Raw genomic sequence first — 26,291 nt, forward strand, 5'->3', positions numbered from 1 at the left:
TTTTATGGTATTAAAGGGGTTTGTTTTAATCGTTCGTACACAGCCGGATGGAGAAAATAACGTATATCTTTCCCCTCGTCCAATGCCTTGCGTATAAAAGTAGAACTGATTTCGAATACGGGCGAAGAGGTCAGGCTCACGCCTTGTGGCAAAGAGGCCGCATCTATCGGATAGCCCGGACGAGGATAAATGATAATCCGGTTTTCTGCAAGTATGCGTTCCGACTCGTACCATCGAGGAAAGAGCATCCAATTATCCGCCCCCATTATGAGGGAGAAAATGCAGTGCGGATAAGTACGCTTCAGTTCATCCAAAGTATGAATCGTATAAGAAGGGCGAGGCAAATGAAACTCAAAATCGGATGCGCGGAATTTCGGATAACTTTCAATGGCAAGCTTCACCAGTTCCAAACGAAACGTATCGTCCATCAGCTTCTTTTCCTCCTTCAAAGGGTTGTGGGGAGTAACCATAAACCACACCTCATCCAACCCTTCGTATTCGCAAAGATAATTGGCAAGAGCCAAATGACCGATATGAACCGGATTGAACGAACCACTGAAGACTCCGACTCTCAAGGGATTCATCGCTCCAAGAATTGAGTAATTACTTCTAAAGCTTCTGTCTTGGCATCCTCCAGATTGTCATTCACAATCACCGTGTCGAACTTCGAGGCAAAACCAAGTTCGTATTCCGCCTTTGCCACACGGCTTTCAATGACTTCGGGAGCATCTGTTCCGCGCCCCACCAAGCGTTTGCGCAACTCCTCTACCGAGGGAGGCTGGATGAAGACAGACAAAGCACGCTCGCCATAAAACTTCTTTATGTTGCAACCGCCCACCACATCTACATCAAATACCACATTCTGTCCTTCGGCCAGTTGTTTCTCTACTTGTGCCTTCAACGTTCCGTAAAAACGATCTTGATATACTTCCTCATACTCCAGAAATTCATCATTGGCTATGCGACGACGAAACTCTTCAGGAGTCAGGAAGAAATACTCCACCCCGTCCTTTTCCGTTCCACGAGGAGGACGGCTGGTGGCCGAAACGGAAAATGACAGATTCAGGTTCTGCGTCAGCAGATAATTGATAATCGTCGACTTGCCCGAACCCGAAGGAGCTGAAAAGATGATAAGTTTGCCCATGCTAAGTATTATTATAAAAACATTTCAGGCATGGAATATATGGGCTGATAGTTTTGCATGACGGCTACGCAAGGCAACCCGAAACACCGTATAATCCCTGCCTGAGAGATAATACGAAAATTACATTACATTCAACACCTGTTCCTTGATTTGTTCCAATTCGTCCTTCATCTGCACAACAAGTTTTTGCATTTCCACATGATTGGATTTGCTGCCCAAAGTATTGATTTCACGCCCCATCTCCTGAGCGATAAATCCTAACTTCTTACCTTGTCCGCTTCCGCTTTCCAACGTGTTGATAAAATACTTCAGGTGATTGCCGAGGCGTTGCTTTTCCTCGTTTATATCCAGTTTTTCAATATAATAGATAAGTTCTTGTTCCAGACGACTTTTATCATAATCCACGTTCAACGTTTTCTCCAAGGCATCGGTAATGCGCTCTTTCACTTTGGCTACCCGTTCTTTTTCAAAAGGAACAACGGCTTCGAGCAGGCATGCGATATTGGCAATCTTTTCACGGAATTTCTTTTCGAGCGCCACTCCCTCCTGCTTACGAAAATCTACCAGAGAGTTAACAGCCTCTTCTACGGCCGAATGAACCAACGCCCATTCTTCTTCACTCAACTCTTGCGTTTCGTTCTTGGTCATCACGTCCGGCATGCGGAGCAAAGTCGAAAACCAGTCTTCCGGTTCGGGAATTCCCAATGTATCCGACAAAAATTTGATGCGCTCGTAATACGCAGTCACCAACTCCTGATTAATGGGAGTGGCAAGTTGTTCGGTATCTTTTTTTTCAACCCAAAGGCAGAAATCCACCTTGCCACGCTCCAGCACTTTGGAAATTTCATTACGAATCTCTATCTCTTTCTCCCGATATAAAGGAGCGATGCGTGCCGACAGATCCATCGCTTTACTGTTAAGCGACTTGATTTCGACGTTCACTTTCTTATCAGGCAACTCGACTATTGCTTTGCCGTAGCCTGTCATGGATTGTATCATAATGTTATAGTTTTGTGCAAAAGTACGTGATTATTTTAATTACTGAAAATAATCATGTAAATTTGCCACAACAAAATCAAGAATAAGAGTTATGTCATGTATTTTACATATTGAGACATCCACTTCCGCATGCTCCGTGGCCGTGAGCGAAGACGGACAGAATGTTTTCGAAAAAGAAGACTTGAATGGTCCCTCGCATGCTGTTTCATTAGGAGTTTTTGTAGATGAAGCACTTTCGTTCGCCGACAGTCATGCCATGCCGTTGGATGCGGTTGCCGTAAGTTGCGGCCCGGGCTCTTATACAGGACTGCGTATCGGCGTATCTATGGCAAAAGGAATCTGCTACGGACGCAACCTGCCTCTGATAGGATTACAGACCTTGCAAGTGCAATGTGTTCCGGTATTGCTCTACCATGAAGAGTTATCCGACGATGCCTTACTATGTTCAATGGTCGACGCCCGCCGCATGGAAGTTTATGCAGCCGTTTACAATCGGGCACTGAAACCTCTTCGGGATATCGCGGCCGATATTGTAAACGAAGACTCATACGCGGATTTTTTGGATAAGCATCCTGTCTATTTCTTCGGCGACGGCGCAGCAAAATGCAAAGGCAAAATCAAGCATCCCAATGCGCGTTTCATTGACGGCATTCGCCCTTTGGCAAGCATGATGCAGCCATTGGCAGAAAAAGCGATAGCTGAAAAAGACTTTAAAGACGTGGCCTATTTCGAGCCGTTTTATCTGAAAGAGTTTGTTGCCGGTACGCCCAAAAAACTTTTGTAAAAAGTGACAATTTCAGGTATTATCAATTATCAACAGCCAATAATCAATTTATAGAAATGCAATATAACACTCAACAAAAACGAATGCCTCTGCCCGAATACGGTCGGAGCATCCAGAACATGGTAGACCATGCGCTTACGATTGAGAACCGTGCAGAACGCCAACGTTGTGCAAATACAATTATCAATATCATGGGGAGCATGTTCCCTCATCTGCGCGATGTGCCCGACTTCAAACACAAGCTGTGGGATCATCTTGCCATCATGTCCGGCTTTCAGTTGGACATCGACTATCCATACGAAATTATACGCAAGGATAACCTGAACACCAAACCGGAAAACGTCCCCTACCCCAGTACTAAAATCCGTTATCGCCATTATGGGCGTACGATGGAAGTATTGATAAAGAAAGCCATCGAATTTCCTGAAGGAGAAGAAAAGCAGAATCTGGTAGCATTGATCTGTAACCATATGAAGAAAGACTATATGGCTTGGAACAAAGATACTGTCGACGACCGCAAGATAGCAGACGACCTTTACGAGCTGTCCAACGGTAAATTGCAGATGACCGATAGCATCATCCGCCTTATGACGGAACGGATCGACCAAAACTATCGTCCGAAGGCAAACAGTCAAGGTAACCGGAACAACAACCGGAACAATAAGAAGAAATATTAAGAGATTCTCAATTTGATACCTCATTTTATTAATAGATAAGACGACATGGCATCATTTGTAATCGAAGGAGGACACAGTCTTCGCGGCGACATTTACCCTCAGGGTGCAAAGAACGAGGTTCTGCAAATAGTCTGCGCCACATTGCTCACCGCCGAAGAGGTAACGGTACACAATATACCGGATATTCTGGATGTCAACAACCTTATACAATTGATGAGGGATATGGGAGTTTCTGTCTCAAAGAAGGGCATCGACACATACAGCTTTCGGGCAGAAAACATCGACTTCAACTATCTGAAGAGTGATGAGTTTTTGAAAAAATGTTCCAGTCTTCGCGGTTCCGTCATGCTGGTGGGCCCCATGGTGACACGCTTCGGCAAAGCAATGATTTCCAAACCGGGAGGCGACAAAATAGGACGCCGCCGTCTGGATACTCATTTCATCGGCATCCGGAATTTAGGAGCCGATTTTGTCTACAACGAAGTGCGCGAAGTTTACGAAATATCGGCGGGACGACTGCAAGGCACATACATGCTGCTCGACGAAGCATCCGTAACGGGAACAGCCAACATCGTAATGGCTGCTGTTCTGGCCAAAGGCAAGACCACCATCTATAATGCCGCTTGCGAACCTTACATACAACAATTATGCAGAATGCTGAATCGGATGGGAGCCAGAATAGAAGGCATCGCTTCCAACCTCCTCACCATCGAAGGAGTAGATGAGCTGCACGGCACCGAGCATACCATTCTGCCGGATATGATCGAGGTGGGCAGCTTCATCGGCATGGCGGCTATGACGCAGAGCGAACTGACCATAAAAAATGTCTCACACCGGAACTTGGGCATAATTCCCGACAGTTTCCGCCGCCTCGGCATCAAGATGGAACAACGTGGAGACGATATCCATGTGCCTGCACAAGACAATTATCAGATAGAATCTTTCATAGATGGTTCCATTATGAGCATTGCAGATGCGCCGTGGCCGGGATTGACGCCGGACTTGCTCAGCGTGATGCTGGTAGTTGCCACTCAGGCAAAAGGAAGCGTACTCATCCATCAGAAAATGTTCGAAAGCCGCCTGTTCTTTGTGGACAAACTGATAGACATGGGGGCGCAAATCATCTTGTGCGACCCGCACCGGGCTGTTGTCATCGGGCATAATCATGGCTTCAAACTGCGTGGAGGCAATATGACCTCACCTGATATTCGTGCCGGCATCGCCTTACTGATAGCCGCCATGAGTGCAGACGGCATCAGCCGCATACATAATATCGAACAGATAGACCGCGGATACCAGAACATCGAAGGGCGACTGAATGCGCTTGGAGCAAGAATCACGAGAATATGATAAAGAAAGAAGACGTATATAAGATAGGTATATTCAATAAGCCTCACGGAATTCACGGAGAGTTATCATTCACTTTTACGGATGACATCTTCGATCGGGTGGAAGCAGAGTATCTTATCTGCCTAATAGATGGGATCTTGGTTCCTTTCTTTCTGGAGGAATACCGTTTCCGTTCGGACACCACTGCCCTTGTCAAGCTGGAGGGAGTGGACACCGCAGAACGTGCCCGCATGTTCACCAATACGGAAGTATATTTCCCGGTCAAGCATGCAGAAGGGCATGAACCGGAGGAACTGAGCTGGGATTTCTTCGTGGGTTTCCGCATGGAAGAGGTGCACCACGGCAAACTGGGAGAAATTGTATATGTAGATACCTCGACCATCAATACCCTTTTCACAGTAGCCTATCAAGGAGAAGAAATCCTGATTCCTGCACAGGAAGATTTCATCGTGGATATCGACCGGAAGCATAAAGTCATCACGATGGACTTGCCGGAAGGCCTGCTGGCATTGGACGATATGGAAGAGTTTAATTAGGAATGAAATATAGATATTGGAAAAGAAGAAGAAGAAACGAAACAAAGCTTTCTGGAGCAATATCAAGTTCAAGTATAAGCTGACCGTCATCAACGAGAATACGCTTGAAGAAGTCGTCGGACTGCGTGTATCCAAGTTGAACGGAATCTCCGTATTGCTTTCCGTGTTGACCATCCTGTTTCTGATAGCGGCAGTCATTATAGCTTTTACTCCCTTGCGCAACTACCTGCCCGGATACATGAACAGTGAAATCCGTGCCCAAGTGGTGGAGAATGCACTGCGTGTAGATTCGCTCCAACAGTTGGTGGACAGACAGAACCTATATATCATGAATATTCAGGACATCCTTTCGGGCAAGATAAAAGCGGATACCGTGCAGTCTATCGACTCGCTGACCAGTATGCGCGAAGATTCGCTCATGGAACGTACACAACGGGAAGCCGAATTCCGCAAGCAATATGAGGAAACGGAAAAATACAACCTGACAAGTATCACAGCCCGTCCCGAAGTAGACGGACTGATTTTCTACCGTCCCACGCGTGGCATGATTTCGTCCGCCTTCGATGCCGATACAAAGCATTTCGGCACGGACATCGCCGCCAATCCGGGCGAAAGCGTCTTGGCTACGTTAGACGGTACCGTCATACTGAGTACCTACACCGCCGAAACCGGCTATCTGATAGAGATACAGCATAATCAGGATTTCGTATCGGTATACAAGCACTGCGGTTCTTTGCTGAAACGGGAAGGAGATGACGTAAAAGGTGGCGAAGCCATTGCATTAGTAGGAAACACCGGGCAACTCTCTACCGGGCCACACCTCCATTTCGAACTGTGGCACAAAGGGAAAGCTGTAAACCCGGAACTTTATATCGTGTTTTAATTATGAAGAAACGAATTGCCATACTTGGCTCTACCGGTTCCATCGGCACACAAGCATTGCAGGTCATCGAGGAGCACCCCGACCGGTATGAAGCGTACGTGCTGACAGCTAATAATCGCGTAGAGGACCTCATCGCTCAAGCCCGTAAGTTCAAGCCCGAAGCGGTGGTAATAGCCAACGAATCGAAATACAGCCTGCTAAAAGAGGAGCTTGCCGACCTGCCCATCAAGGTATATGCCGGCGAAGAGGCTCTCTGCCAGATTGTGTCCGAAGCACCTATCGACATGGTGCTGACAGCCATGGTGGGATATGCCGGACTGAAACCGACCATGAACGCCATCCGCGCCCACAAACCGATAGCACTTGCAAATAAGGAAACCTTGGTAGTTGCCGGAGAACTGATTAACGAGCTGGCAAACCTTAGTAATGTGCCTATTCTGCCGGTAGATTCCGAACATTCCGCCGTCTTCCAATGTTTAGCCGGAGAGGTGGGAAATGCGATAGAAAAAGTGATACTGACCGCTTCGGGAGGACCGTTCCGCAGTTGCTCCATGCAGCAACTGGCAACAGTGACCAAAGTGCAGGCTTTGAAACATCCCAATTGGGAGATGGGAGCCAAAATCACCATAGATTCCGCCTCGATGATGAATAAGGGATTTGAAGTAATCGAAGCCAAATGGTTGTTCGGTGTACGTCCCGACCAAATAGAAGTGGTAGTACATCCGCAATCCGTCATCCATTCCATGATACAATTTGAAGACGGTGCCATAAAAGCACAACTTGGCATGCCTGACATGCGGCTGCCTATTCAGTATGCTTTCTCCTATCCCGACAGGCTGAAAGCATCTTTCCCGCGTCTGGACTTCAAACGATGCACGGAACTGACCTTCGAGGAACCGGACACCACACGTTTCCGCAACTTGGCTTTGGCATACGAAGCATTGCATCGTGCAGGAAATATGCCCTGCATCATCAATGCAGCCAACGAAGTGGTTGTCGCCGCTTTTCTGCAAGACAAGATTTCGTTTCTCGGCATGAGCGACGTGATAGAGAAAACCATGTCGCGCGCAGCCTTTATACAGAAGCCCACCTATGAGGATTATGTGGCTACGGATGCCGAAGCAAGACGGATTGCCGAGGAAACGATAAAACACGCGTGACAACCAAACAAGCCTTTCTTTGTTTTTAAGTAATAAATTGTAAATCGTAAAATAGTAAATTATCAGATGGAAACATTTTTGATTCGTGCCCTGCAACTCGTCATGAGCCTTTCGCTACTCGTCATTATCCACGAGGGAGGGCACTTCCTCTTTGCCCGTTTGTTCAAGACGCGGGTAGAGAAATTCTGTTTATTCTTTGACCCTTGGTTCACTTTATTCAAGTTCAAACCTAAAAACAGCGAAACGGAATACGGCATCGGATGGTTGCCCTTAGGGGGCTACGTAAAAATTGCCGGCATGATAGACGAGTCGATGGATACCGAGCAGATGAAACAGCCCATGAAGCCTTGGGAATTCCGGGCCAAACCGGCATGGCAACGCCTGCTGATCATGGTGGGGGGCGTACTGTTCAACTTCCTGCTTGCCCTGTTCATCTATTCCATGATACTTTTCACTTGGGGAGACGAATATATTCCGGTTCAGAAAGCACCGTTGGGCATGGATTTTAATGAAACGGCCAAAACAATCGGATTCCGCGACGGTGACATCCTGATTTCAGCCGATGGAGTAGCATTCGAACGCTACGACGGCGATTTGCTGACCAGTATCGTAGATGCCCGTCAGGTAAGTGTGTTGCGCGATGGCAAATCTGTCTCCGTTTATATTCCCGAAGACATGATGAACCGCTTGCTGACCGACAGCGTACGATTCGCCAGCTTCCGTTATCCATTCGTCGTCGACAGTGTAAGTGCCGGACGCCCTGCAGCTTTGGCCGGCTTGCAACCGGGCGACAGCATCACCGCACTGGACGGAAAGACAATCGCCTATTTCGATTTCAAGGAGGAAATGACGAGACGCAAAAAAGCCGGCGACGCATCTCACGACGTGACTTTGACATACGTGCGCAACGGCATCACGGATACGCTGACCTTGGCGACCGATACCAACTATGAGATAGGCGTAATAGCGCGTGCGGCAACCAACAAGTTATTGCCCGTGGTACGCAAAAAGTATAGTTTCCTTTCTTCTTTTCCTGCCGGCATATCGTTGGGAGTAAAAACGCTGAAAGGCTACGTCGGCCAGATGAAATATCTTTTCTCGAAAGAAGGCGCCAAGCAGCTTGGAGGCTTCGGAACCATCGGCAGTATCTTCCCGGCAACGTGGGACTGGCATCAGTTTTGGTACATGACGGCTTTCCTTTCCATCATCCTTGCCTTCATGAATATTTTGCCCATTCCTGCACTGGACGGAGGCCATGTGTTGTTCCTGATATACGAGATTGTGGCACGCCGCAAGCCCAGCGACAAATTTATGGAACGCGCACAAATGGTAGGCATGTTCTTGCTGTTCGGTCTGCTGCTTTGGGCCAACTTCAACGATATACTGAGATTTTTCTTCTGACTCCTCTTTTCTCCACAGGCAACCCGATTGCCTTACCACAAAGCCCCTTATAAGCAATCACAAAGCTCATAGGGGGCATTGTTTATATAATCTGTATTTTTACGCGTTAATCATATTAATCACGATACAGATGTTCAATATTCCATTTCATTTCAAGAGAGCGTTTTCTTTCGGAGAGAAGAAGACAGAGAAAAGAGTAAGGAAACCACAGAAAATCAGCCCTACGCTTTCCGGTTTCGTTCATGCGGCCGCCGAAGGTGTAAGCCTCTCCACCCAAGAGAACTACCGCACGGCCGTTCGCTCCTTCATCCGCTTCAGCGGCGGCACGGACGTGCCCGTATCGGCGCTCGACGCCGACAGTGTGCGAAACTACGAGCGGTGGCTGCGCGACCGTGGCGTATGCCCCAACACCTCCTCCTGCTACATGCGCTCCCTGCGCGCCATCTACAACAAAGCCGCCACGAAACGCCTCGTGAAGGACAAAGAGCCCTTCAAGGGCGTGTTCACGGGCAACGAGCGCACCGTCAAGCGTAGCATCGGGGCGGAGGAGATGCGCAGGCTGATCCTCACCCCCTTTCCCCCTCCCTGCGGGGAAGGAAAGGAGAAAGAGACTGCATCGGCTTCAGGGGCTTCCGCCCTCGACCTCTTCCTCTTCTCCTTCTACGCCATGGGCATGCCCTTCACCGACCTGGCGCACTTGAGGAAGCGGCAGGTAAAAGACGGGGTGCTTACCTACCGGCGCTGCAAGACGGGACGGCAGGTGAGGGTAAAACTTGAAAAGTGCATGCTCGACATATTGGAGAAGTACAAGGCGGAGGGCACTGACTATCTCTTCCCTATATTATATAAGGTGAAAGACGGACGAATATGCCCCGTCTCCTATCCCTGCGCCCTGAGCCGCTACAACCGCTCGTTGAAGCAGCTGGCTCGCCGGGCGGGGATTACGGTCAACCTCACCTCCTACGTGGCACGCCACTCCTGGGCGAGCATCGCCTACGAACAGGGCGTCGACCTGCCCGTCATCTCCAAGGCGCTGGGACATACCGATACCAAGACCACGCTCATATATATCGAAGGGATAAAAGACGAACGGCTGGCGGAGGCCAACCGTGAACTGCTGAACAGGCTTTCCGATGCCACCTCTTGCGAAGAGGTGTAATACTTATCGTAAAACGTTGCAAATAAACAACTTTTATTTCGTATTAACAAGCTTTAGAACGAATATTTTATAAATATTGTTTACACCGGCACTCCTGTCACCCCATCTGTCCCGGCGCGGATTCCCATGTGCCGTTAATGTTCCTCCTCTCCCGCCTCGGCCGGCCAAAGACATTTTTCAGACGCGGATGACGCGGATAATACGGATAAAAAATAAAGAAATCTGCGTCATCCGCGTCATCCGCGTCTAAGAAATTGCAGGCGTAAGGCTTTCCTCTCTTCCCACTGTTGCCTTCTTCCACCCCCTTTTCCCCACCTCTTCGCAAGAGGTGTATGTCTTGGGTTCTCCTTCCTTGCGGGTTTTGAGGCATGTCGCATGCCCTTCCCGCCATAAGGACAGACAAGATGAAAAAGATGTATAACCCTTATTCACAGGCAATGAAAAGACCATTGATCCTCCTGCTTCTCCTGCTTTTTCTCGGGCATGCCCGGGGACAGGAATCCGACACGCGCCGGGGCACGGACTCCGTGCGCGTCTATTTCCGTCAGGGCGAATCGCGCCTCGACCCCTATTTCCGTGAGAACGGCGCGCGCGTGCGCGCCTTCACCGAACGTTTCAGCGCCCTGCTCCGGGACCCCTCCCGCCGCATCCGCGGCCTGCGTGTCACGGGGGGCGCCTCCCCCGAGGGAAGCACGGCATTGAACCAACGCCTCTCCGAGCGGCGCGCGGAGGCCATCCGCCGGATGGTCTCCGGCTACTTCCCCCACGAGTTCGGGTGGCTCTCCACCGTGCCCAAGGGCGTGGACTGGCAGGGGCTTGAAAGGCTCGTGCTCTCCGACGAATACATGCCCTACCGCCACGAGGTGCTCGACATCCTGCGCTACACCCCCGAGTGGATTACTCGCGAGGGCAAGGTGGCCGACGGCCGCAAGCGCCGTCTGGCCATGGCGGGCGGGGGCTACGCCTGGCGCTACATGGAGAGCCGCTTCTTCCCCGAGCTGCGCGCCTCCACCCTGCACGTGTGGTACGAGACAGAGGAGGCGCAACAGGCCGTGAAGGACACCGTCTACATCCTCCCGCCCGAACAGGCTGAGGCCGTACCAGCGCCGCAGGATCGCAGACCTTTCTACATGGCGCTGAAGACCAACCTGCTCTATGACGCCCTGGTCGTTCCCAACATCGGGCTGGAGTTCTACTTGGGCCGCGGCTGGTCGGTAGCCGGCAACTGGATGTACACCTGGTTCAAGAGCGACAGCCGCCACCGTTACCACCGCATCTATGGCGGCGACCTGGAGGTGCGCCGCTGGCTGAGCTACGGCAAGAAGCCGCTGACCGGGCACCACATAGGGCTTTACGGCCAGCTGCTGACCTACGACTTAGAGTGGGGCGGCAAGGGCTATCTGGGCGACCGCTGGAGCTACGGGGGCGGCATCGCCTACGGCTACTCCGCCCCCATCGGACGCAGGCTGAACCTCGACTTCAGCATCGGCATCGGCTACTTGGGCGGCGAATACTTCGAGTACATCCCCAAGGGATGGTGCGAGACCCACGGGCGGGAGTGCTACCTGTGGCAGGCCACCCGGCAGCGCCGCTGGTTCGGCCCCACCAAGGCCGAGGTGTCGCTGGTATGGCTGCTGGGACATGATAACGTAAACACGAAGAAAGGAGGCAAACGATGAAAACCGAGAATATGATGAAAACCGGAAGACACCCGTTCACGTCCCGCCCGCTGCGGGCCTTCGGCGCCGTGGGCGCGCTGACACTCTGCGCGGCCCTGATTGTCGCACTCATCACCGGCACACTCTCATCCTGCGACCACAAGACTTTCTGCGACCCCGAGCCGGCCGTGTCAAGGGTACATGTTGTCTTTGACTGGCGTAATGCCCCCGGAGCCACCGCCAAGACCATGAGCCTCTACCTTTATCCCGAAAATGAGAATGAGGGAGAGGTATTGCGTTACGACTTTGACAACGCCGCCGGAGGGGTGGTGGCGATTCCTCACGGCACTTATAAGGCTCTGTTCATGAACAACGATACGGAGACCGTACTGTTGAGGGGCACAGACCGTTACGAGACCCTCGAGGCATATACCCGTCCCGCCTACTTGCTCGAACCCTTGGGATTGCAGAGCAACCCCAAGGATGCCAATCCCTCCGGAGAGGCTGTGGCATTACCACCCGACCGATTCTGGGCGGGTAGCAAAACGGACATGAAGATACTGCCGGCAAAAGCGGCAGCCGGAGTACCCTACGACCAAGAGGTGACGTTCCATCCCGTGCAGGAGACTTCCCGATACACGGTGGAGATACGCAACGCACGCAACCTGAAATACGCATCGGCCCTGAGCTTCTCGCTGTCAGGACTATCGGGTTGCCTGACAGTCGCCGGCGGCAAACGCTCTCCTCTGCGCACGATGATCCCTTTCGAGGGAAGAAGCGACGAAGTGGCTTCCGTCATCACCGGGGAGTGCTTCGCCTTCGGACTATCCACATCGGCCAACAAGATGCGCACGCTGGCGCTGTACGTCATCCTCACCAACGGGAACAAACAGTACTACACCTTCGATGTGGCCACACAGGTGAACAATGCACCCGACCCTAAGAACGTGCACATCGTCATAGACGGGCTCGACCTGCCCAAGCCCATTGTCGAGGAGGGAGGAGGATTCAAACCTTCGGTGGACGACTGGGTAGGTGAAAATGTGGAGGTGGAGATGTAGAGGATACCGGACATTAGAGATTAGACGTAAGAAATCAGAATGGAGATAGTGATGTGACACTCGATAGATAGACAGATAATCACTCATTTTTTAATTATCAATTATTTATTAATCATTAAAATTATCAAGAACATGAAAAAGAATGTATTGTATTTGGCTGCGGGCTTGTTGGCTCTGGCCTCCTGCTCGCAGGACGAGACCACCGGCACGGACAACGGGGGATCCATCAGATTCCGTCCGGCGGTGGGCAACGTAACGCGTGGACCGGTCATCACCACGGACAACATCACGGCCTTCAAGGTGAGCTCCTATGTGACGGGGGCGGCAGCCAATTTCTTCACCGACTTGCAAGTGAATAAAACAGGATCCAGCTGGAACACCGCACAGGTTTACTATTGGCCGGGAACGGGCACACTGAACTTCTTCGCTTACGCCCCCGTGGATGTGACGACCGTAACCGTGAGCCCGACCGCCCGCGCCATCAACAACTTCTCGCCGGCTGCCAAGGTGGCCGAACAGAAAGATGTGGTGGTAGCCTTCGCCACCGGGACGAAAGCCGCCAACGAGAATTCCGGCGTGCCTCTCACTTTCAAGCATGCCCTCTCGCAGATAGAGGTAAAGGCCAAGTCGGCCAACACCACGGCCTATGAGATAAAGGTGCTGGGCGTGAAACTGGGACATATATCCTCCACCGCCAATTTCACTTTCCCCACCACCGTGGTAACCGGAACATTGCCTGCCAGCCACTGGACGGCACCCGCCACGGCGAAGGATTACGGAACAAACCTCGATGCGGATCTGACGCTTACGTCCGAAGTACAAAGCATCACCAAGAGCAACTTCCTCATGATTCCCCAGCAGCTGACACCGTGGACAAAAGGAACCAGCGCGGACGGAGCTTACATCGCCGTGCTGTGCAAGATTTGCAGCAAGAACGGAACCAACCTGACGCAAATATTCCCTGGGGCTGCCGACAAGTTCGCATATGCGGCCGTGCCAATCAGTACCAACTGGCTGCCGGGAAAGAAATACACTTACACGCTGAGTTTCCTCGGGAACAACGGGGCGGGAAACATAGACCCGAATCCGACGGATCCGACAGATCCGGAAAACCCGAACAACCCGAATGTGGACCCGAATCCGGGCCAGGGAGGAGACCCGGTATTGGGTGGCCCCATCAAGTTTACCGTTACGGTTGACGATTGGGACAACCTGCCCGAGGAGAACATGCCTCTGTAAGGTTCTCGTTACGAAAGTCACACCACTAACCTAAGGGCTGCGGGGGTTGGACCGATCCCGCAAGCGGACGGGGAGGGCGAAAGCTCTCTGTCCCCCACAGTCCGCAAAACCTAAGCCTCTCCCCTATCCCCCTCTCCCATAGGGAGGGGGATAGGAAAAAGAAGGCCGTTGTTATTAACTAATCACTAATAGCCAAATAATTATGAAAACCATGAGATTTATTTGCCCGGGAGGGGTTGCTTTTTTGCTTACAGGTGTGATGGCCTTACTGTTGTGCACAGCCTGTTCCGACGAGGAAGAGGGTGGAGGCCTACGAGGCAGGACCATCGGGTTTGCAGTGACCACACTGCGGGAAAGAGGAGAAGCCGGTACGAAGCACGCCACTACCCGGACAGCAGCCGATACGTTGCCACAGGTTGAGATAACTCCCATTGAGGGAACCACCGACGAAAAGGGAAGGCAGCTATACCTGCACACGCTCACGGAAGAGGACATGGCGGCAGATGGCGCAAGGGAAGCCGATGCCGGCGTTGCCGGAAAAAGTGAAGATGCAACCACCAAAGCGGCACCGGTGACTACCGCCACCATGTACGCAGACGCCACAGTGTTCGCTGCCGTGTACCCATCCACCGACACATGGAACAACACCGTTGCCCCTGGTTACTTCTTCGACCTCCGGGTGAAGAAGACGGAAAGCTGGAGTACGACCTACCATTGGCCCGGCTTGAGTAAAAAGGTTGCATTCTTCGCTTACGCCCCGCACCACTGTGCGGGCGTGACGCTCACCACGGGCGCCACCACGCCGGGGGCGCCCGTGTTCAGCTATACCGTGCCGGCGGCCGTGGCCGACCAGACCGACCTGCTCACTGCCTCGTCGGTGGACGTGGCGGGCGTGCTGCATACGCCTGCGCCGCTGAAATTCAAGCATGCGCTCACTGCTGTGCGCTTTGAGACAGGGACGACCTTGCTGCCGGGGACGGTGACCAAGATAACGCTCAAGGGGGTGTACGGCACGGCCACGCACCGCATAGGCAATACCGTGTGGAGTGAGCACTCGAGCCCAAAAGATTTTGCACAGACACTCACGACGGTGACGCCCGATCCAAACGTGCCGGGCTCGCCCATAACGCAACCTGCCGCCACTTTCATGATGATACCGCAGACGCTGCCCGCGGGGGCAAAGCTGGAGGTGAAGTACACCGACAAGCTGACGAACACGCAACGCACGCTCACGGCAAACATAGCCGGAAAGACGTGGGGCATGGGAAAGACGGTGACCTACCGCATCAGTACATCAAGCATATCGGTGACCCCCACGCTGGAGGTGACGGCACCTGCGGAGTACACCTATCAAGGAGGAAACAACACCTACACCGTAAAGAGCTACGCCTCCGTATCCGGAGGAGGAGCAACGGCCAACGTGCCCATAGCCTGGGAAGTGGAATACTCCACCAATGGAGGATCAAACTGGAGCAGCACCAGGCCCGCATGGCTCACGACCTTCACCGAAAACGGAACGGGAGGCACTTCGGCTGCACCCTATACCGCCACCGTGGCGGCGCAGGTGAACAGCGCACCGGACAACCCGCACACTGTAGCATTAAAGAATACCCCACCGGTGACCAATTACGACCTCTCCACGCATGATTATCAGGGCAACCCTGCCCCGACGCGTACGGCCAACTGCTACATTGTGAACGCTCCGGGAACATACCGCCTGCCATTAGTTTACGGCAACGCGATAGATAAAATCAAAGTGCCCGGAGGCTCAAATCCGGGATGGAATACATCGGCCTACACTTCCACGGCAGGCGGGGGCAATGTGCTTACACCGTTTATCAATCACCTTGGCAATGTGCTTACCAATCCTTATATCTACAGCCATGCCGGCTGCATGCCGGCAAACTGTACGCTCGTCTGGCAAGACGCGCAGAACTTGGTGACGAACGTGGCGCTATCTGCCGACGGTCATTTCCTCGAGTTTACCGTGGGGCAGGCCACCATCTGCCAAGGCAATGCCGTGGTAGCGGTGCGCGACGCCTCGAACACCGTGCTGTGGAGCTGGCATATCTGGGTGACGGACTACAGGCCGGGAACCATAGGGACAACGACACCCGACAAGGAAATCACCAACCACCAGAACAAGAAGTACAAGATTATGACCGTCAACCTCGGCTGGTGCGACGGAAAAGAGGTGATATATGCCGAGCGCACCGTGCAGGTACGCTTCAAGCAGAAGCCCACAGCAGGGTACACATCGGCTACCCCAAAGACGTTTACAGTAAAACAGAAAGCGCATACCATTACAGAGCTTGGGAATAACACTTATTATCAATGGGGACGCAAAGACCCGTTCGTGGGGGCATTGGAAGGACCGGGCGGAAGCTCGAACAGCATTAACAAGACATGGTATGATGCCGGCGGGAACGTCAAAACCAACCAGCTTCCTGCCATCCAAAGCTTTCCTTACGGCACCCCCTGCATCACCCGTGGTATCATGAACCCCGGAACGTTTAATACTATTTGGGAAATGGACTACCGATATTACAACTTGTGGGATGCGAATAATAACACTACCTCAACCAACGACAATCTCGTGGTAAAGACCATCTACGACCCTTGTCCCGCAGGTTATAAGCTACCGCCAAGCAATGTATATACCGGCTTCTCCACAACGGGAGGCAACACTGGTACTGTCAGCCAGTTCAATGTACAAGGAGCTTGGGCCAAAGGTTGGAACTTCTATTGCAACCCAAGCAAGACTACATCCGTCTTTTTCCCTGCATCGGGCTTTCGGGTCTATAATACCGCAGTTCCCTCCCACGTGGGGAGTTTCGCCCACTACTGTACGGCGGGACCGAACAGCAGGGGAGACGTGTGGTTCCTAATCTTCAACTCGAGCATCGTGCATCCGCTGGACAAAGACCCTCGGAGCTTCGGCTACTCGGTGCGGGCGTCCCAAGAATAAAAGAGCGCGAAGCGACCGCATTGGTTTTATTCGTTTCATTTGCTTTATTCTCCTGCGGCTTTCAGCCGCAGGAACCCGATACCGGCAAAGCCGGTCGAAAAAAGCCGAGAGTTTCACTTTATACAAAATATAATGATTGAATAAGATACAATGGAATATGTAAGCAGTAACTTCATGAATACGGCATCGGGGTGCCGCTGTGACGCCTCTATAGAGGCGCTGGTCATGTCTCTATAGGGCTGTTGCTATCGTCTCTATAGAGGCGTTGCTAATCTCTCCATAGAGGCGTGACCGCTCTCTCTATAGAGACGCGATTACCTCCTCTATAGAGAGACAATCACCCCTCCCGCAGGGGCAATAAAACCAACTTCCGGCATGCTTGTCCGGACGAGAAAATGTGTTATGAACGATAAGAAGCAACAGACTTAAGTCTTCTGCTTAGTGTAATATCTTTTTATTAACTTTTTAAATTATAGGAGGAAAAATTATAAGCACAAGCTACAAATTGGTGCAAAGGAAGAATCCTTTAAAGAAAAACGAACCTGCCAAATGGTATGCCACGCCCAACAGCGCAAAGCCGCTGGCGCAGAAAGTGATGACCCGTGTGGCCACGGAGAACACCACCACGGCGCCCATCGAACTGGAATCGGCCATGGAGTTGCTGGCGGCCTTCATCCCGCAACAGCTTCAGCAGGGGCACACGGTGAACGTGCCCGGCATGGGAACCTTCCGCCTGACCTTCAAGAGCGAGGGAGTGGAAGACATCAACCTGTTCAACTCCGCGAAGATGATTAAGTCGCCCCGCATCGTCTTCACCCCTGCCAAAGAGCTGAAAGGAAAGACCCTGCAAGGCCTCAGCTTCGAGAACGGCGGCGTGCTGGAGAGCGGTATCAACTACGCTTCGCTGGCGGACTATCGTAAAGCCAAGGGGCTGCCTACACCGGGAGAAAGTGGCGGCAGCGGTGGCGGTACTCCCGGCGGCTCGGGCGGTCAAGGGGAGAACCCGTTAGGATGAGAAATTAGCGGTTAGGGCTAATTGGAGCGGTTAGTGGCTGCGCTGTAACGAGGCGGCGCTAATCGCTCATCGTTAACAGGAAGCACTTGTAACGTTTCCTGTTTCTCAATGCGGATGATTTTTTAGACGCAGATGACGCGGATTTTAATTTTTCTTCTTCCTTCTTCCTTACGTTTAACTCTAATATCTAATATCTCACCTCTAATGTCCTAATGCTTATGAAAACTTATCAGACTATGAAACAAATGAAGGCGGCGGAGGCACGCAGGAACACAGCCTTATAGATATTGACATGACGGGCGCATCGCCTACGGCCTACGACCGCTCCGCACTGGTGCTGCACGCACTCTATCCGCAACTGCCGTTCCGGCACGTGCCCGGCGAAGACGGACGGACACGGCCCATGGTGACGGACATCCCGCAGGAGATTGTCCTCGAGGTGTGCCGCAGGTACCGACTGGTGGATGCGGCGTCGGCAGTGATTGGACGTTAGAGGCCTAATTTCTAGTTTCTAGTTTCTAATTTCTAATTTCTAATTTCTAATCTCTAACGTCTTTTGCCTAAGGTCTTATACCAGATGTGCAATCCACTCTTCCCGCTCACCGGGCAACAAATCGATAACAGGAATTTCTATCATCGTATAGCAACCCGGTTGCCGGCGCATGGCGGCACGAGCCGCGCATACCAATATTTGGGCGGTAAGGGCAGGGTTGTTGATGCGCATGTTGAACTCGAAAAGCTGGTTCTGCGTTTTGCCCGACACCCCTTTGCGGGTCAGGTTTACACCATGCCCCATATCGAGCAAGGCATCCACGCTCGGAACAAGCTTGACGTGCGTCTCGTCATTCACAAAATAGGGGTCGGCCTTGATGGCGGCGGCCACCTTGCCGAAATCATAACCTTCTTTCAGTTCGATGTACACCATGCGGCGATGGATGCCGGTCCCGGTAGGAATGGTCATGGAAAGAGCCGCCTTCACCCCCTCGACGGCCTTTACGGCTACCGTATGCCCCATGCTCATGCCCGGGCCGAAATTCGTATAAGTAATGCCTTTGGGGGCGATGGCCTCGAGCAATGCACGGACAATGGAGTCGCTTCCCGGATCCCAACCGGCCGATATGACAGCCACCGTATCGTGTGCCTTGGCCACCGCATCGAGCGTGCGGCGCAAAGCCGGAATACCCGCATGGACATCAAAACTGTCTACCGTACGGACGCCTAAAGCCAGAAACTCTTTCGCATATTCCTCGACCTTGCGGGTAGGCGTACAAAGGATAGCCACATCTACATTCCGCAACTCTTTGACGGTCTTTACGACGGGATATTCCCTCAGTTCCGCAGGGCAATCATCGGCGCCGGAACGACGTACCACACCGGCAATCTCAAAATCGGAGGCTGCCTGCAGGGCCTCAAGTACGTAACGACCGATATTGCCATACCCCACAACAGCTGCTCTTACCTTTTTCATCTTTTTATTGTTTTTATTTATCAGTTTTCTACTTTATAGGCGCAAAAGTAAGCTTTTTAATTCACATTCATCTACAAGAAGCCTCAAAGTTTTACATCGCTTTCTCTTTTTTGTGACCGGAATTCCGATAATAATGCTTACATTCGCAGGTGATAAGATATAGAATACAAAAGGATAGGATTATGATAGAATACATCAAAGGCGAAATAGCCGAACTGAGACCGGCTACCGCAGTGATAGACTGCAACGGATTGGGATATGGCATCAATATCTCCTTAAACACATACGCCGCCATACAGGGCAAAAAAGAATGCAAGCTCTATATACATGAAGCCATACGCGAAGATGCCTACACGCTCTACGGCTTTGCCAACAAGCAAGAGCGGGAACTGTTTCTGCTGCTCATCTCCGTATCGGGCATAGGCGGGAACACGGCGCGCATGATTCTTTCGGCTCTCTCGCCCTCGGAGCTGATAAATGTCATCAGCACGGAGAATGCCACCTTGCTGAAAACCGTAAAAGGCATCGGTCTGAAAACAGCCCAACGGGTGATTGTGGATTTAAAAGACAAAATTAAAACCGGCAGCGTAGCCACCGACACTGCAGGAATAATGGGCATACCGGCGTCGACCATCAACGCACAAGTGCAGGAAGAAGCAATATCAGCCCTCACCATGCTTGGCTTTGCACAAGCTCCCTCACAAAAAGTTGTGCTTGCCATCCTACAAGAAGACCCACAAGCACCGGTGGAGCAGGTCATCAAAATAGCACTAAAAAGAATGTGAATTAGCGGTTAGTTGATTAACGGTTAGTGGTTAGTGACCGGCTTCAAGCCTTATTCTTAATAACGCAGTTCACTAATCACTAACCGCTAACCGCTAACTTAAACTTCAACAATCTCTTCTTTGCATAGCGTGAGTTTCTCCACTCCTTCTTCCGTAACTGCCCAAGAATTTTCGATACCCACGGGGCCTATGCCGGGAAGAACAATCTTCGGTTCCAACGCAAAAACCATACCCGGTTCGAGTTCCTGCTTCATGCGTGGAGCCAGCACAGGCATCTCGTTTATCTCCAGACCGATGCCGTGACCGATGAATTTGGCTTTTTGGGTTGTCCCCATAAAATTGTCGGCAAACCCGGCTTTGGTCACCATATCGATGGCTATATTATAAAGGTCTTCACAAACAACTCCGGGTTTGGCTTTCTCGGCCACGGCTTCTTGTATCTCCAAACAAGTCTGATGCGCAGCGTATGCTTTCTCCGGTAGCCTACCGATGGAGAATACCCGACTCATATCACCCATATAGCCATAAAAGTTTCCTCCCATATCCACCATAAAGCTCTGCCCCGGCTGCAATAAAGAACCATCCACGCCAATGGGAAGCGAAGGGTCGAGACCTCTGCCTCCCAAGGCAAAATCATAAGGAGAAGGACTCAGGGCATTGTCTCCGGCCAGAAGACTGCCCATGAAAATCTCCATGCTCTGCCCGAATGTACGGAAAATGCCCAGGCAACCTTCCAACCGCATCAAGCGCTCTATTTCGACGGAAAGTTGCCGGTCGGTCATTCCCGGCTGATAGACCGAGGGTATCTGTTCGTATGCCTTGGCATGTGCAATGCCGGAACGGCGGAACATCTCAATCTCCATATCGGTCTTTATGCTCCGAGCTTTCCGTATAAGCGAAGTGCCGCAAGGAACAACCTCCGTCTTCGGGAAGCATGCCGCCAAACGGTTATACTCCGTAAACGCGAGTTCATCTCCCTCCAGCATCAACCTGGAAGGTATGGACAATCCGCATTCGTCCAACAGTTCAGGAAGCTGCTCGGGCTTACGGATAGGATGCACGTGCTCTCCTGTCATATTATTGGGACGCTTGATGAATAAACGGGCAGGAGCATGCAATGGCAAATACAGGTAGCCGCTTACGACGCGTCCATACGTATACAGCAGATTGACATTGCAAGTGATGAGGGCGGCGTCAATGTCTTGTTGAGCCATCAGAGAGCGAATCCTGTCGCGTCTCAATTTTAATTCCGGTAGTAACATCTATTGGTCATTTATGGCTTTGAGGTGCAAATATATAGAAAAAAGTGTAAATAGAGATTAGTGAACAGCGGTTAGTGCACACATCGTTCATGCCGCCTTGCAAAAAATGCGCTGCCCGAGTACCGGAATATCTGTTTGTGCACCACTTTCTTTTCGTAATATGCAAACAGATATTCCGGTACCCGGGCAGCGCCGAAGGGGCATTCGGAACGGTTTTACCCTCTCATCGCAGGGAGGCCGTTACCAACCTTTGTTTTGACCCAACTTGTTATTTTTCAGATATTCCGCTTGGGGAATAGGATAGAGATTCATCTTCTCGTCCCACGAACGGGTCTCGAGCAGTTCTTTCCTATACACCGGCTTTCCGTCTTGCAAGGTGATTCGCACACAATAAATGTTCTTCGTGCTTTCACCTATTTTCCAACGCCGGATATCCCAAAAGCGATGATCCTCAAAAGCCAGTTCCACCCGGCGCTCGCGACGGATACTTTCCTTGAAAGCGTCTCCAACGGCCGTCACCGGAGGCATCTTGGCCGCAGCTCTCACTTGATTCAGGGCAGCCCGCGCCGAGAGATGAAAAGTGGCATCCGTATAATCGGCTCCCCGCCACTCATTCATTGCTTCGGCATAATTCAGCAATACCTCGGCATAGCGGAACAGCGCATAGTGATGCGGTTTCTTCCGTTCTTTGGAAGGAACCAGCGACACGGTTTCATTCATATACTTCTTCAGGTAATACCCCGTCTTCGTGGTCCCCGCCGTTCCCGCACCGTCCTTGCCTCCTTCGTGAGCCTCGATGACGGTATGCATCCATGTGTCTCCGTTGCAAAGAACGGTATGATAAAAACGGGGGTCTCTGTTTGCATACGGATTGGCTCCGGGGGGCAGGGCTGTCCAGTCAAAGTCAGTGCCGTCTGCCATCTGAAAAGCGTCGACCAGATTTTGTGTAGGCACATTACCGGTCTTCCCTTTTTCATAACTGATGGGAAGATTGGTTACCTCATAATCGAAAGTATCTCCCGAACGACGTTCGAAGATGAGCTGTGAAGACTTCAGTACCTCATTGCCACCATCTTTATGATACAATGGGTCCTTGTCTATCGGCGGCAACGAATAATTTCCCGCTTCGATAAGGGCGTAGGCTGCCTTTGCCGCGGCTTCCCAACGTGATGCTTCTTGCGCCGTATTGTGCAAGGGACTGGCGGCATAAAGCAGCGCACGGGCTTTCAGAGCCTGAGCCGTCCCTTTCGTGACACGACCGCTTTCGGCCCAGAAATCTTTCTGGCGCACAGGCAAATGTTGAGCAGCCTCATCGCATTCGCGGCAAATGAAGTTTATCACTTCATGAAACGCTGTTTTTTCCACATTGTTAATCTCGTCCGTCGTATAGGTACGGGTCAGCAAAGGAATGTCTCCGTATCGCTTGGCCAACTCAAAAAAGAAAAAGGCACGCAATACCCGCAGTTCCTGCCCGTACATATTCGCTTTGGCAATGTCTTCATCGTAGGTGTCGTTCCACCGGAAACGCTCCAGACGCTGGGGCGAGTAATTCTCTAAGAAAGAGTTGCAAGAACGAATCGCTCCATAGCATCTTCCCCATACATCGTCTACCGTATTGACGGGATTCCAGGCGTTGTTATAGAATGTATGCACACTATTGTCGCTCCAAATATAGACGGAATTATCGGTTGCCGACTCGCGCAAGGCGCCTCCGATGCCTCCCAATTCGTCGGGAAGTCTGCTATATACATAAGTAGCCAATCCCCTGACATTATCAAAATAAGCAAATGCCTCCTCGCGCGTCAATCCGGTAGTCTCGTCCAGCTCGAGCAGACCGCAACCGGAGACAGAGAGCATCAAACCTGCCATCACAATATACTTTTTCATCGTTCTTTGTCTTTAAAAGTTAACACTCAGTCCGAAGTAAACGGAAATCATATCCGGATAATTCACTCTCAAGTTTTCGCTGTTCAGGTACTTCACGTGATCCAGCGAGAAAAGATTGTTGGCACGGGCATAAACCTGCGCCTTTCTTATCTTCAGTTTTTGCATCCATGCCGAAGGCAGATTATAATAGACATTCAGATTGCGCAACTTCAAATAATCACCATTTTCCAACCATTGCGTACTGTTTCTGAAGTTATTGGCATTATCTTCGGTCGTCAGTCGTGGAACGTTGGCCACATCTTTCGTCTCTTCCGTCCAGCGGATTCTGTCTTTCAGATACCAAGTGGAAATATTTGTATTATTGCGCAACGGCCAATAGACACTCTCTGTGTTAAGCATCACGCTGTATCCTCCGATGCCTTGAAAAAGCGCATCCACACCGAAGCCTTTGTATTCAAAGCCGATATTGATGCCATAATACAGGTCGGGAATCATTCCCGACTTCCCGATGGCCTTCACGTCGTTCTTGTCTATGACGTTGTCATTGTTCAGGTCTCTGTATTTCACATCGCCCGGACGAACTTCCGAAAAGCGTTGCACGGGACTGTTCTTTATATCATCCGCATCACGGAAATAGCCGATGGCCTCCAAACCGAAAATCTGCCCCAGCCGATGACCTTTGGCAGAGAGGTAATCATAAGGCAGATGGCCCTCTCCGTTTTCAACGACCTTGGTACGGACATACGCCGCGTTAACCCCCGCATAATACTTGAAGTTCTTGCCTCCGCGTTTCCACATGGCCGAAAGTTCGGCTCCTTTCGTATCTACTCTGCCCGCATTCATACCGGGCACTTCCACCCCGATGGCTGAAGAGATCAGGCCTTTCCCGTCGATGAGAATCTTTGAACGCCGGTCGTAAAAAATATCCGCCGAAAGAGACAAACTCTTCCACAACGACACATCTATGCCCACATTGTATTTGTCGGCCACCTCCAGATCAAGCCTCTCCATGGCCAGTTTCCCTTCCGTCAGGCTGGTTCCCGCGGAGGTGTTGGCATCCTTGAAATGATAAGAGCCTGTGCCTATCCAATATTGTCTGTCAAGCGCATAGTCATACAGGTCATAGCCCGAACGTCCGTACGAAGCCCGCAGTTTCAAATAATCCATTGTCGGAACCGCTTTCATGAAAGCCTCGTTCGAGAGCAGCCATGCGGCAGAAACAGCCGGGAGAAACCTATATTTGTCGTTCTTGGCAAGCACACTGCTGCCGAAACAGTTGGCCACCACATCCAGAAAGTAACGGTTGTCGTAGTTATAGCCGGCCGTTCCGAGTATATATTGGCGATAACGGCTGTTGTTCCGGCCGCTCAGTGTCATCGACTCATGGCGGAACATGGCGGCGGCTGTCAGCTCGTGCTTGTGCCGGAAACGATGATAACTCAGCTTGCCTTCAAAGTTGGTGTGGATGTATTGATTGGCAAAACCGGAATTGCTAATTTGCAACTCGTTGTTAGCATTGCCATAATGCGTATACACAGGATTTCCTTGCGCATCTTTCTCCACCGTCTGATAGCGGAAACCTTTATGTCCCGTTTCCTGGTAAGTGGCATTGTTGTCGTAAGCCACTGCCAATTCCGCACTTAAGCCGGGGGTCAGCATGGAAAGGTCCTGCAACATGCGCAGGTCTGCCTGCAACATGCGCTGATTCAGCTTATAATAGCCTTCGTCCGCAAGGCGTGCGATGGGATTTGTTTTCAAGATATTATTTCCTCCCCACTCGCCTTCCCGGGTTTTCAGGGGGAAAGCGGCAGAAGGAGTATTGTAAAGCAAACCGAACAATGCCGTTTCGTTGGCATACGGGCGGTTGGTCTCGCGCAGCATACCCAGCATACTTAACTTCAGACGGGTCACATTCGATACATCCACATCCAGATTCATCCGAAGATTCAGGAAATATTTCTTCATTTGCGAATTATAGCGTTCGGTATAATCGGTATATTTCGTATTCAGCAACCCCATGTCGTTCTTATAATTCAGTGTTGTGAAGTAGCGCAGGCGCTTACCGCCTCCGCGAAAAAAGATATCCAGTTGATGATTGACGGTATGATTGCGCAAGGCTTCTTTCTGCCAGTCTACATTGGGATACAAGTCGTTGCTTCCATCCGCATTGCGAAAGCCGTCGGCATCCATATCAGACTGAAGCCCATCGTTCCTGAGCGCCTCGTTACGAGCCAATGCATACGTATGGGCATCGGCAAACTCCGGTTGGTTGACAGGCAGCCCCCACCCGTACTTATAGTCCACGCGAATATCTTTCTTGTTGTACTCTCCTCGTTTCGTAGTCACCACAATCACTCCGTTGGCTCCTCTACCTCCCCACAAGGCAGTGGCTGCCCCGTCTTTCAATACAGATATCGATTCTATTTCCGATAGATTGACAAACTCCATCGGACGTACAAAGCCATCTACCACAATCAAAGGGGCATCGCCGTTTAAAGACCCGCGCCCGCGTATGTTCAAACGCGATTTTTCCGTATTCCAGGCTGTATTCTGCATCACGCTCAAACCCGGCAGTAATCCGTAAAGGGCATTGTAGGGGCTCACTACGGCGTTCTTCTCCAACTCGTCCGCATAGACGGTAGAAACAGATTGTGTCTTCCGCTTCTCTCCGGAGGCATACATCCCCAGATCCACGTTTTTATTCTCGGTATTATTTTGCAATAAGAGAGTTCCGCTCTCCTTCTTATCCTCCTTTATGTTCGTCTGCGCCGCTCCGGAGGCCACGAACACAAATGAAAAAGCGATTGTATATATTACTTTCTTCATACTTGGTTTCTATTTAAAAGTCAGGCTTA

Annotated in this window: 21 protein-coding genes; 14 read left to right on the forward strand and 7 right to left on the reverse strand. The window is 51.2% G+C overall.

Going from position 1 to position 26,291, the window contains the following annotated elements; genetic code table 11:
- Positions 1-2 precede the first annotated feature (2 nt).
- The 3 genes from nadD to C3V43_RS05520 all read right to left on the reverse strand — a co-directional run bounded on the left by nadD (position 3) and on the right by C3V43_RS05520 (position 2,143).
- Positions 3-575 carry a nicotinate (nicotinamide) nucleotide adenylyltransferase gene (gene nadD, locus C3V43_RS05510; protein WP_106070478.1) on the reverse strand — a complete coding sequence of 191 codons (573 nt, stop codon included), beginning with the start codon at positions 573-575 and terminating at the stop codon, positions 3-5.
- Between the two features lie 5 nt (positions 576-580).
- Positions 581-1,144, reverse strand: a complete 564-nt coding sequence (gene gmk, locus C3V43_RS05515) for a guanylate kinase (protein WP_106068943.1) — start codon at positions 1,142-1,144, stop codon at positions 581-583.
- Positions 1,145-1,264: 120 nt separating this feature from the next.
- A complete protein-coding gene (locus C3V43_RS05520; RefSeq protein WP_106068944.1) occupies positions 1,265-2,143 on the reverse strand; it encodes a YicC/YloC family endoribonuclease in 879 nt (292 codons plus the stop codon).
- A 91-nt stretch (positions 2,144-2,234) separates the two neighbouring features.
- Between C3V43_RS05520 and tsaB the strand changes: the two genes are divergently transcribed.
- The 13 genes from tsaB to C3V43_RS05590 all read left to right on the forward strand — a co-directional run bounded on the left by tsaB (position 2,235) and on the right by C3V43_RS05590 (position 18,034).
- On the forward strand, positions 2,235-2,927 hold the full coding sequence (gene tsaB, locus C3V43_RS05525) for a tRNA (adenosine(37)-N6)-threonylcarbamoyltransferase complex dimerization subunit type 1 TsaB (protein ID WP_106068945.1): 693 nt from the start codon (positions 2,235-2,237) through the stop codon (positions 2,925-2,927).
- Positions 2,928-2,983: 56 nt separating this feature from the next.
- Positions 2,984-3,604 (forward strand): DUF4290 domain-containing protein, encoded by a 621-nt coding sequence (locus C3V43_RS05530; RefSeq protein ID WP_106068946.1) that lies wholly within the window; start codon positions 2,984-2,986, stop codon positions 3,602-3,604.
- Between the two features lie 45 nt (positions 3,605-3,649).
- The gene (gene murA, locus C3V43_RS05535; RefSeq protein ID WP_106068947.1) at positions 3,650-4,954 is read left to right on the forward strand and encodes a UDP-N-acetylglucosamine 1-carboxyvinyltransferase; all 1,305 of its coding nucleotides are present in this window, start codon (positions 3,650-3,652) and stop codon (positions 4,952-4,954) included.
- Positions 4,951-5,490: a ribosome maturation factor RimM gene (gene rimM / locus C3V43_RS05540; RefSeq protein WP_106068948.1), complete on the forward strand. Its 540-nt coding sequence runs from the start codon at positions 4,951-4,953 to the stop codon at positions 5,488-5,490. Before murA ends, rimM begins: the two co-directional genes overlap by 4 nt.
- Before the next feature lie 13 nt (positions 5,491-5,503).
- Positions 5,504-6,373 (forward strand): M23 family metallopeptidase, encoded by an 870-nt coding sequence (locus C3V43_RS05545; RefSeq protein WP_106068949.1) that lies wholly within the window; start codon positions 5,504-5,506, stop codon positions 6,371-6,373.
- Between the two features lie 2 nt (positions 6,374-6,375).
- Positions 6,376-7,533 (forward strand): 1-deoxy-D-xylulose-5-phosphate reductoisomerase, encoded by a 1,158-nt coding sequence (locus tag C3V43_RS05550; RefSeq protein ID WP_106068950.1) that lies wholly within the window; start codon positions 6,376-6,378, stop codon positions 7,531-7,533.
- 66 nt (positions 7,534-7,599) lie between these two features.
- The gene (rseP, locus tag C3V43_RS05555; RefSeq protein WP_106068951.1) at positions 7,600-8,934 is read left to right on the forward strand and encodes an RIP metalloprotease RseP; all 1,335 of its coding nucleotides are present in this window, start codon (positions 7,600-7,602) and stop codon (positions 8,932-8,934) included.
- A 130-nt stretch (positions 8,935-9,064) separates the two neighbouring features.
- Entirely contained in the window at positions 9,065-10,093 is a 1,029-nt protein-coding gene (locus C3V43_RS05560; protein WP_106068952.1) for a tyrosine-type recombinase/integrase, read from the forward strand.
- 404 nt (positions 10,094-10,497) lie between these two features.
- The gene (locus tag C3V43_RS05570) at positions 10,498-11,772 is read left to right on the forward strand and encodes a DUF3575 domain-containing protein (RefSeq protein WP_235655886.1); all 1,275 of its coding nucleotides are present in this window, start codon (positions 10,498-10,500) and stop codon (positions 11,770-11,772) included.
- Positions 11,769-12,812, forward strand: a complete 1,044-nt coding sequence (locus tag C3V43_RS05575; RefSeq protein WP_106040002.1) for a DUF5119 domain-containing protein — start codon at positions 11,769-11,771, stop codon at positions 12,810-12,812. The genes C3V43_RS05570 and C3V43_RS05575 overlap by 4 nt, the downstream gene beginning before the upstream one ends.
- A gap of 132 nt (positions 12,813-12,944) precedes the next feature.
- On the forward strand, positions 12,945-14,051 hold the full coding sequence (locus C3V43_RS05580; protein WP_106068954.1) for a fimbrillin family protein: 1,107 nt from the start codon (positions 12,945-12,947) through the stop codon (positions 14,049-14,051).
- Between the two features lie 202 nt (positions 14,052-14,253).
- Positions 14,254-17,019 (forward strand): fimbrillin family protein, encoded by a 2,766-nt coding sequence (locus tag C3V43_RS05585; protein WP_106068955.1) that lies wholly within the window; start codon positions 14,254-14,256, stop codon positions 17,017-17,019.
- 508 nt (positions 17,020-17,527) lie between these two features.
- Positions 17,528-18,034, forward strand: a complete 507-nt coding sequence (locus C3V43_RS05590; RefSeq protein WP_235655887.1) for an HU family DNA-binding protein — start codon at positions 17,528-17,530, stop codon at positions 18,032-18,034.
- A gap of 568 nt (positions 18,035-18,602) precedes the next feature.
- On the opposite strand, the gene C3V43_RS05600 is transcribed toward C3V43_RS05590, so the two are convergent.
- The gene (locus C3V43_RS05600) at positions 18,603-19,502 is read right to left on the reverse strand and encodes a diaminopimelate dehydrogenase (RefSeq protein WP_106039997.1); all 900 of its coding nucleotides are present in this window, start codon (positions 19,500-19,502) and stop codon (positions 18,603-18,605) included.
- Positions 19,503-19,684: 182 nt separating this feature from the next.
- Between C3V43_RS05600 and ruvA the strand changes: the two genes are divergently transcribed.
- On the forward strand, positions 19,685-20,287 hold the full coding sequence (gene ruvA / locus C3V43_RS05605; RefSeq protein WP_106068957.1) for a Holliday junction branch migration protein RuvA: 603 nt from the start codon (positions 19,685-19,687) through the stop codon (positions 20,285-20,287).
- A 98-nt stretch (positions 20,288-20,385) separates the two neighbouring features.
- Here ruvA and C3V43_RS05610 read toward each other — a convergent pair whose 3' ends face one another.
- The 3 genes from C3V43_RS05610 to C3V43_RS05620 form a co-directional block, all read right to left on the reverse strand.
- Positions 20,386-21,549 (reverse strand): M24 family metallopeptidase, encoded by a 1,164-nt coding sequence (locus tag C3V43_RS05610; protein WP_106068958.1) that lies wholly within the window; start codon positions 21,547-21,549, stop codon positions 20,386-20,388.
- Positions 21,550-21,789: 240 nt separating this feature from the next.
- Positions 21,790-23,436 (reverse strand): RagB/SusD family nutrient uptake outer membrane protein, encoded by a 1,647-nt coding sequence (locus C3V43_RS05615; RefSeq protein WP_106068959.1) that lies wholly within the window; start codon positions 23,434-23,436, stop codon positions 21,790-21,792.
- 12 nt (positions 23,437-23,448) lie between these two features.
- On the reverse strand, positions 23,449-26,262 hold the full coding sequence (locus tag C3V43_RS05620) for a SusC/RagA family TonB-linked outer membrane protein (RefSeq protein WP_106068960.1): 2,814 nt from the start codon (positions 26,260-26,262) through the stop codon (positions 23,449-23,451).
- Positions 26,263-26,291: the final 29 nt, after the last annotated feature.

Source organism: Prevotella heparinolytica, assembly GCF_002998535.1.
In the GTDB taxonomy this organism is placed as follows: Bacteria; Bacteroidota; Bacteroidia; order Bacteroidales; family Bacteroidaceae; genus Bacteroides; species Bacteroides heparinolyticus.

Bases quoted from the DNA above. Each gene is read 5' to 3' on its own strand.
- C3V43_RS05600 (WP_106039997.1), bottom strand. From the start codon at position 19,502: ATGAAAAAGGTAAGAGCAGCTGTTGTGGGGTATGGCAATATCGGTCGT.
- C3V43_RS05530 (WP_106068946.1), top strand. From the start codon at position 2,984: ATGCAATATAACACTCAACAAAAACGAATGCCTCTGCCCGAATACGGT.
- C3V43_RS05575 (WP_106040002.1), top strand. From the start codon at position 11,769: ATGAAAACCGAGAATATGATGAAAACCGGAAGACACCCGTTCACGTCC.
- C3V43_RS05620 (WP_106068960.1), bottom strand. From the start codon at position 26,262: ATGAAGAAAGTAATATATACAATCGCTTTTTCATTTGTGTTCGTGGCC.
- C3V43_RS05615 (WP_106068959.1), bottom strand. From the start codon at position 23,436: ATGAAAAAGTATATTGTGATGGCAGGTTTGATGCTCTCTGTCTCCGGT.
- gmk (WP_106068943.1), bottom strand. From the start codon at position 1,144: ATGGGCAAACTTATCATCTTTTCAGCTCCTTCGGGTTCGGGCAAGTCG.
- ruvA (WP_106068957.1), top strand. From the start codon at position 19,685: ATGATAGAATACATCAAAGGCGAAATAGCCGAACTGAGACCGGCTACC.
- murA (WP_106068947.1), top strand. From the start codon at position 3,650: ATGGCATCATTTGTAATCGAAGGAGGACACAGTCTTCGCGGCGACATT.
- C3V43_RS05520 (WP_106068944.1), bottom strand. From the start codon at position 2,143: ATGATACAATCCATGACAGGCTACGGCAAAGCAATAGTCGAGTTGCCT.
- tsaB (WP_106068945.1), top strand. From the start codon at position 2,235: ATGTCATGTATTTTACATATTGAGACATCCACTTCCGCATGCTCCGTG.
- C3V43_RS05550 (WP_106068950.1), top strand. From the start codon at position 6,376: ATGAAGAAACGAATTGCCATACTTGGCTCTACCGGTTCCATCGGCACA.
- C3V43_RS05585 (WP_106068955.1), top strand. From the start codon at position 14,254: ATGAAAACCATGAGATTTATTTGCCCGGGAGGGGTTGCTTTTTTGCTT.
- rimM (WP_106068948.1), top strand. From the start codon at position 4,951: ATGATAAAGAAAGAAGACGTATATAAGATAGGTATATTCAATAAGCCT.
- C3V43_RS05580 (WP_106068954.1), top strand. From the start codon at position 12,945: ATGAAAAAGAATGTATTGTATTTGGCTGCGGGCTTGTTGGCTCTGGCC.
- rseP (WP_106068951.1), top strand. From the start codon at position 7,600: ATGGAAACATTTTTGATTCGTGCCCTGCAACTCGTCATGAGCCTTTCG.
- C3V43_RS05570 (WP_235655886.1), top strand. From the start codon at position 10,498: ATGAAAAAGATGTATAACCCTTATTCACAGGCAATGAAAAGACCATTG.
- C3V43_RS05560 (WP_106068952.1), top strand. From the start codon at position 9,065: ATGTTCAATATTCCATTTCATTTCAAGAGAGCGTTTTCTTTCGGAGAG.
- C3V43_RS05610 (WP_106068958.1), bottom strand. From the start codon at position 21,549: ATGTTACTACCGGAATTAAAATTGAGACGCGACAGGATTCGCTCTCTG.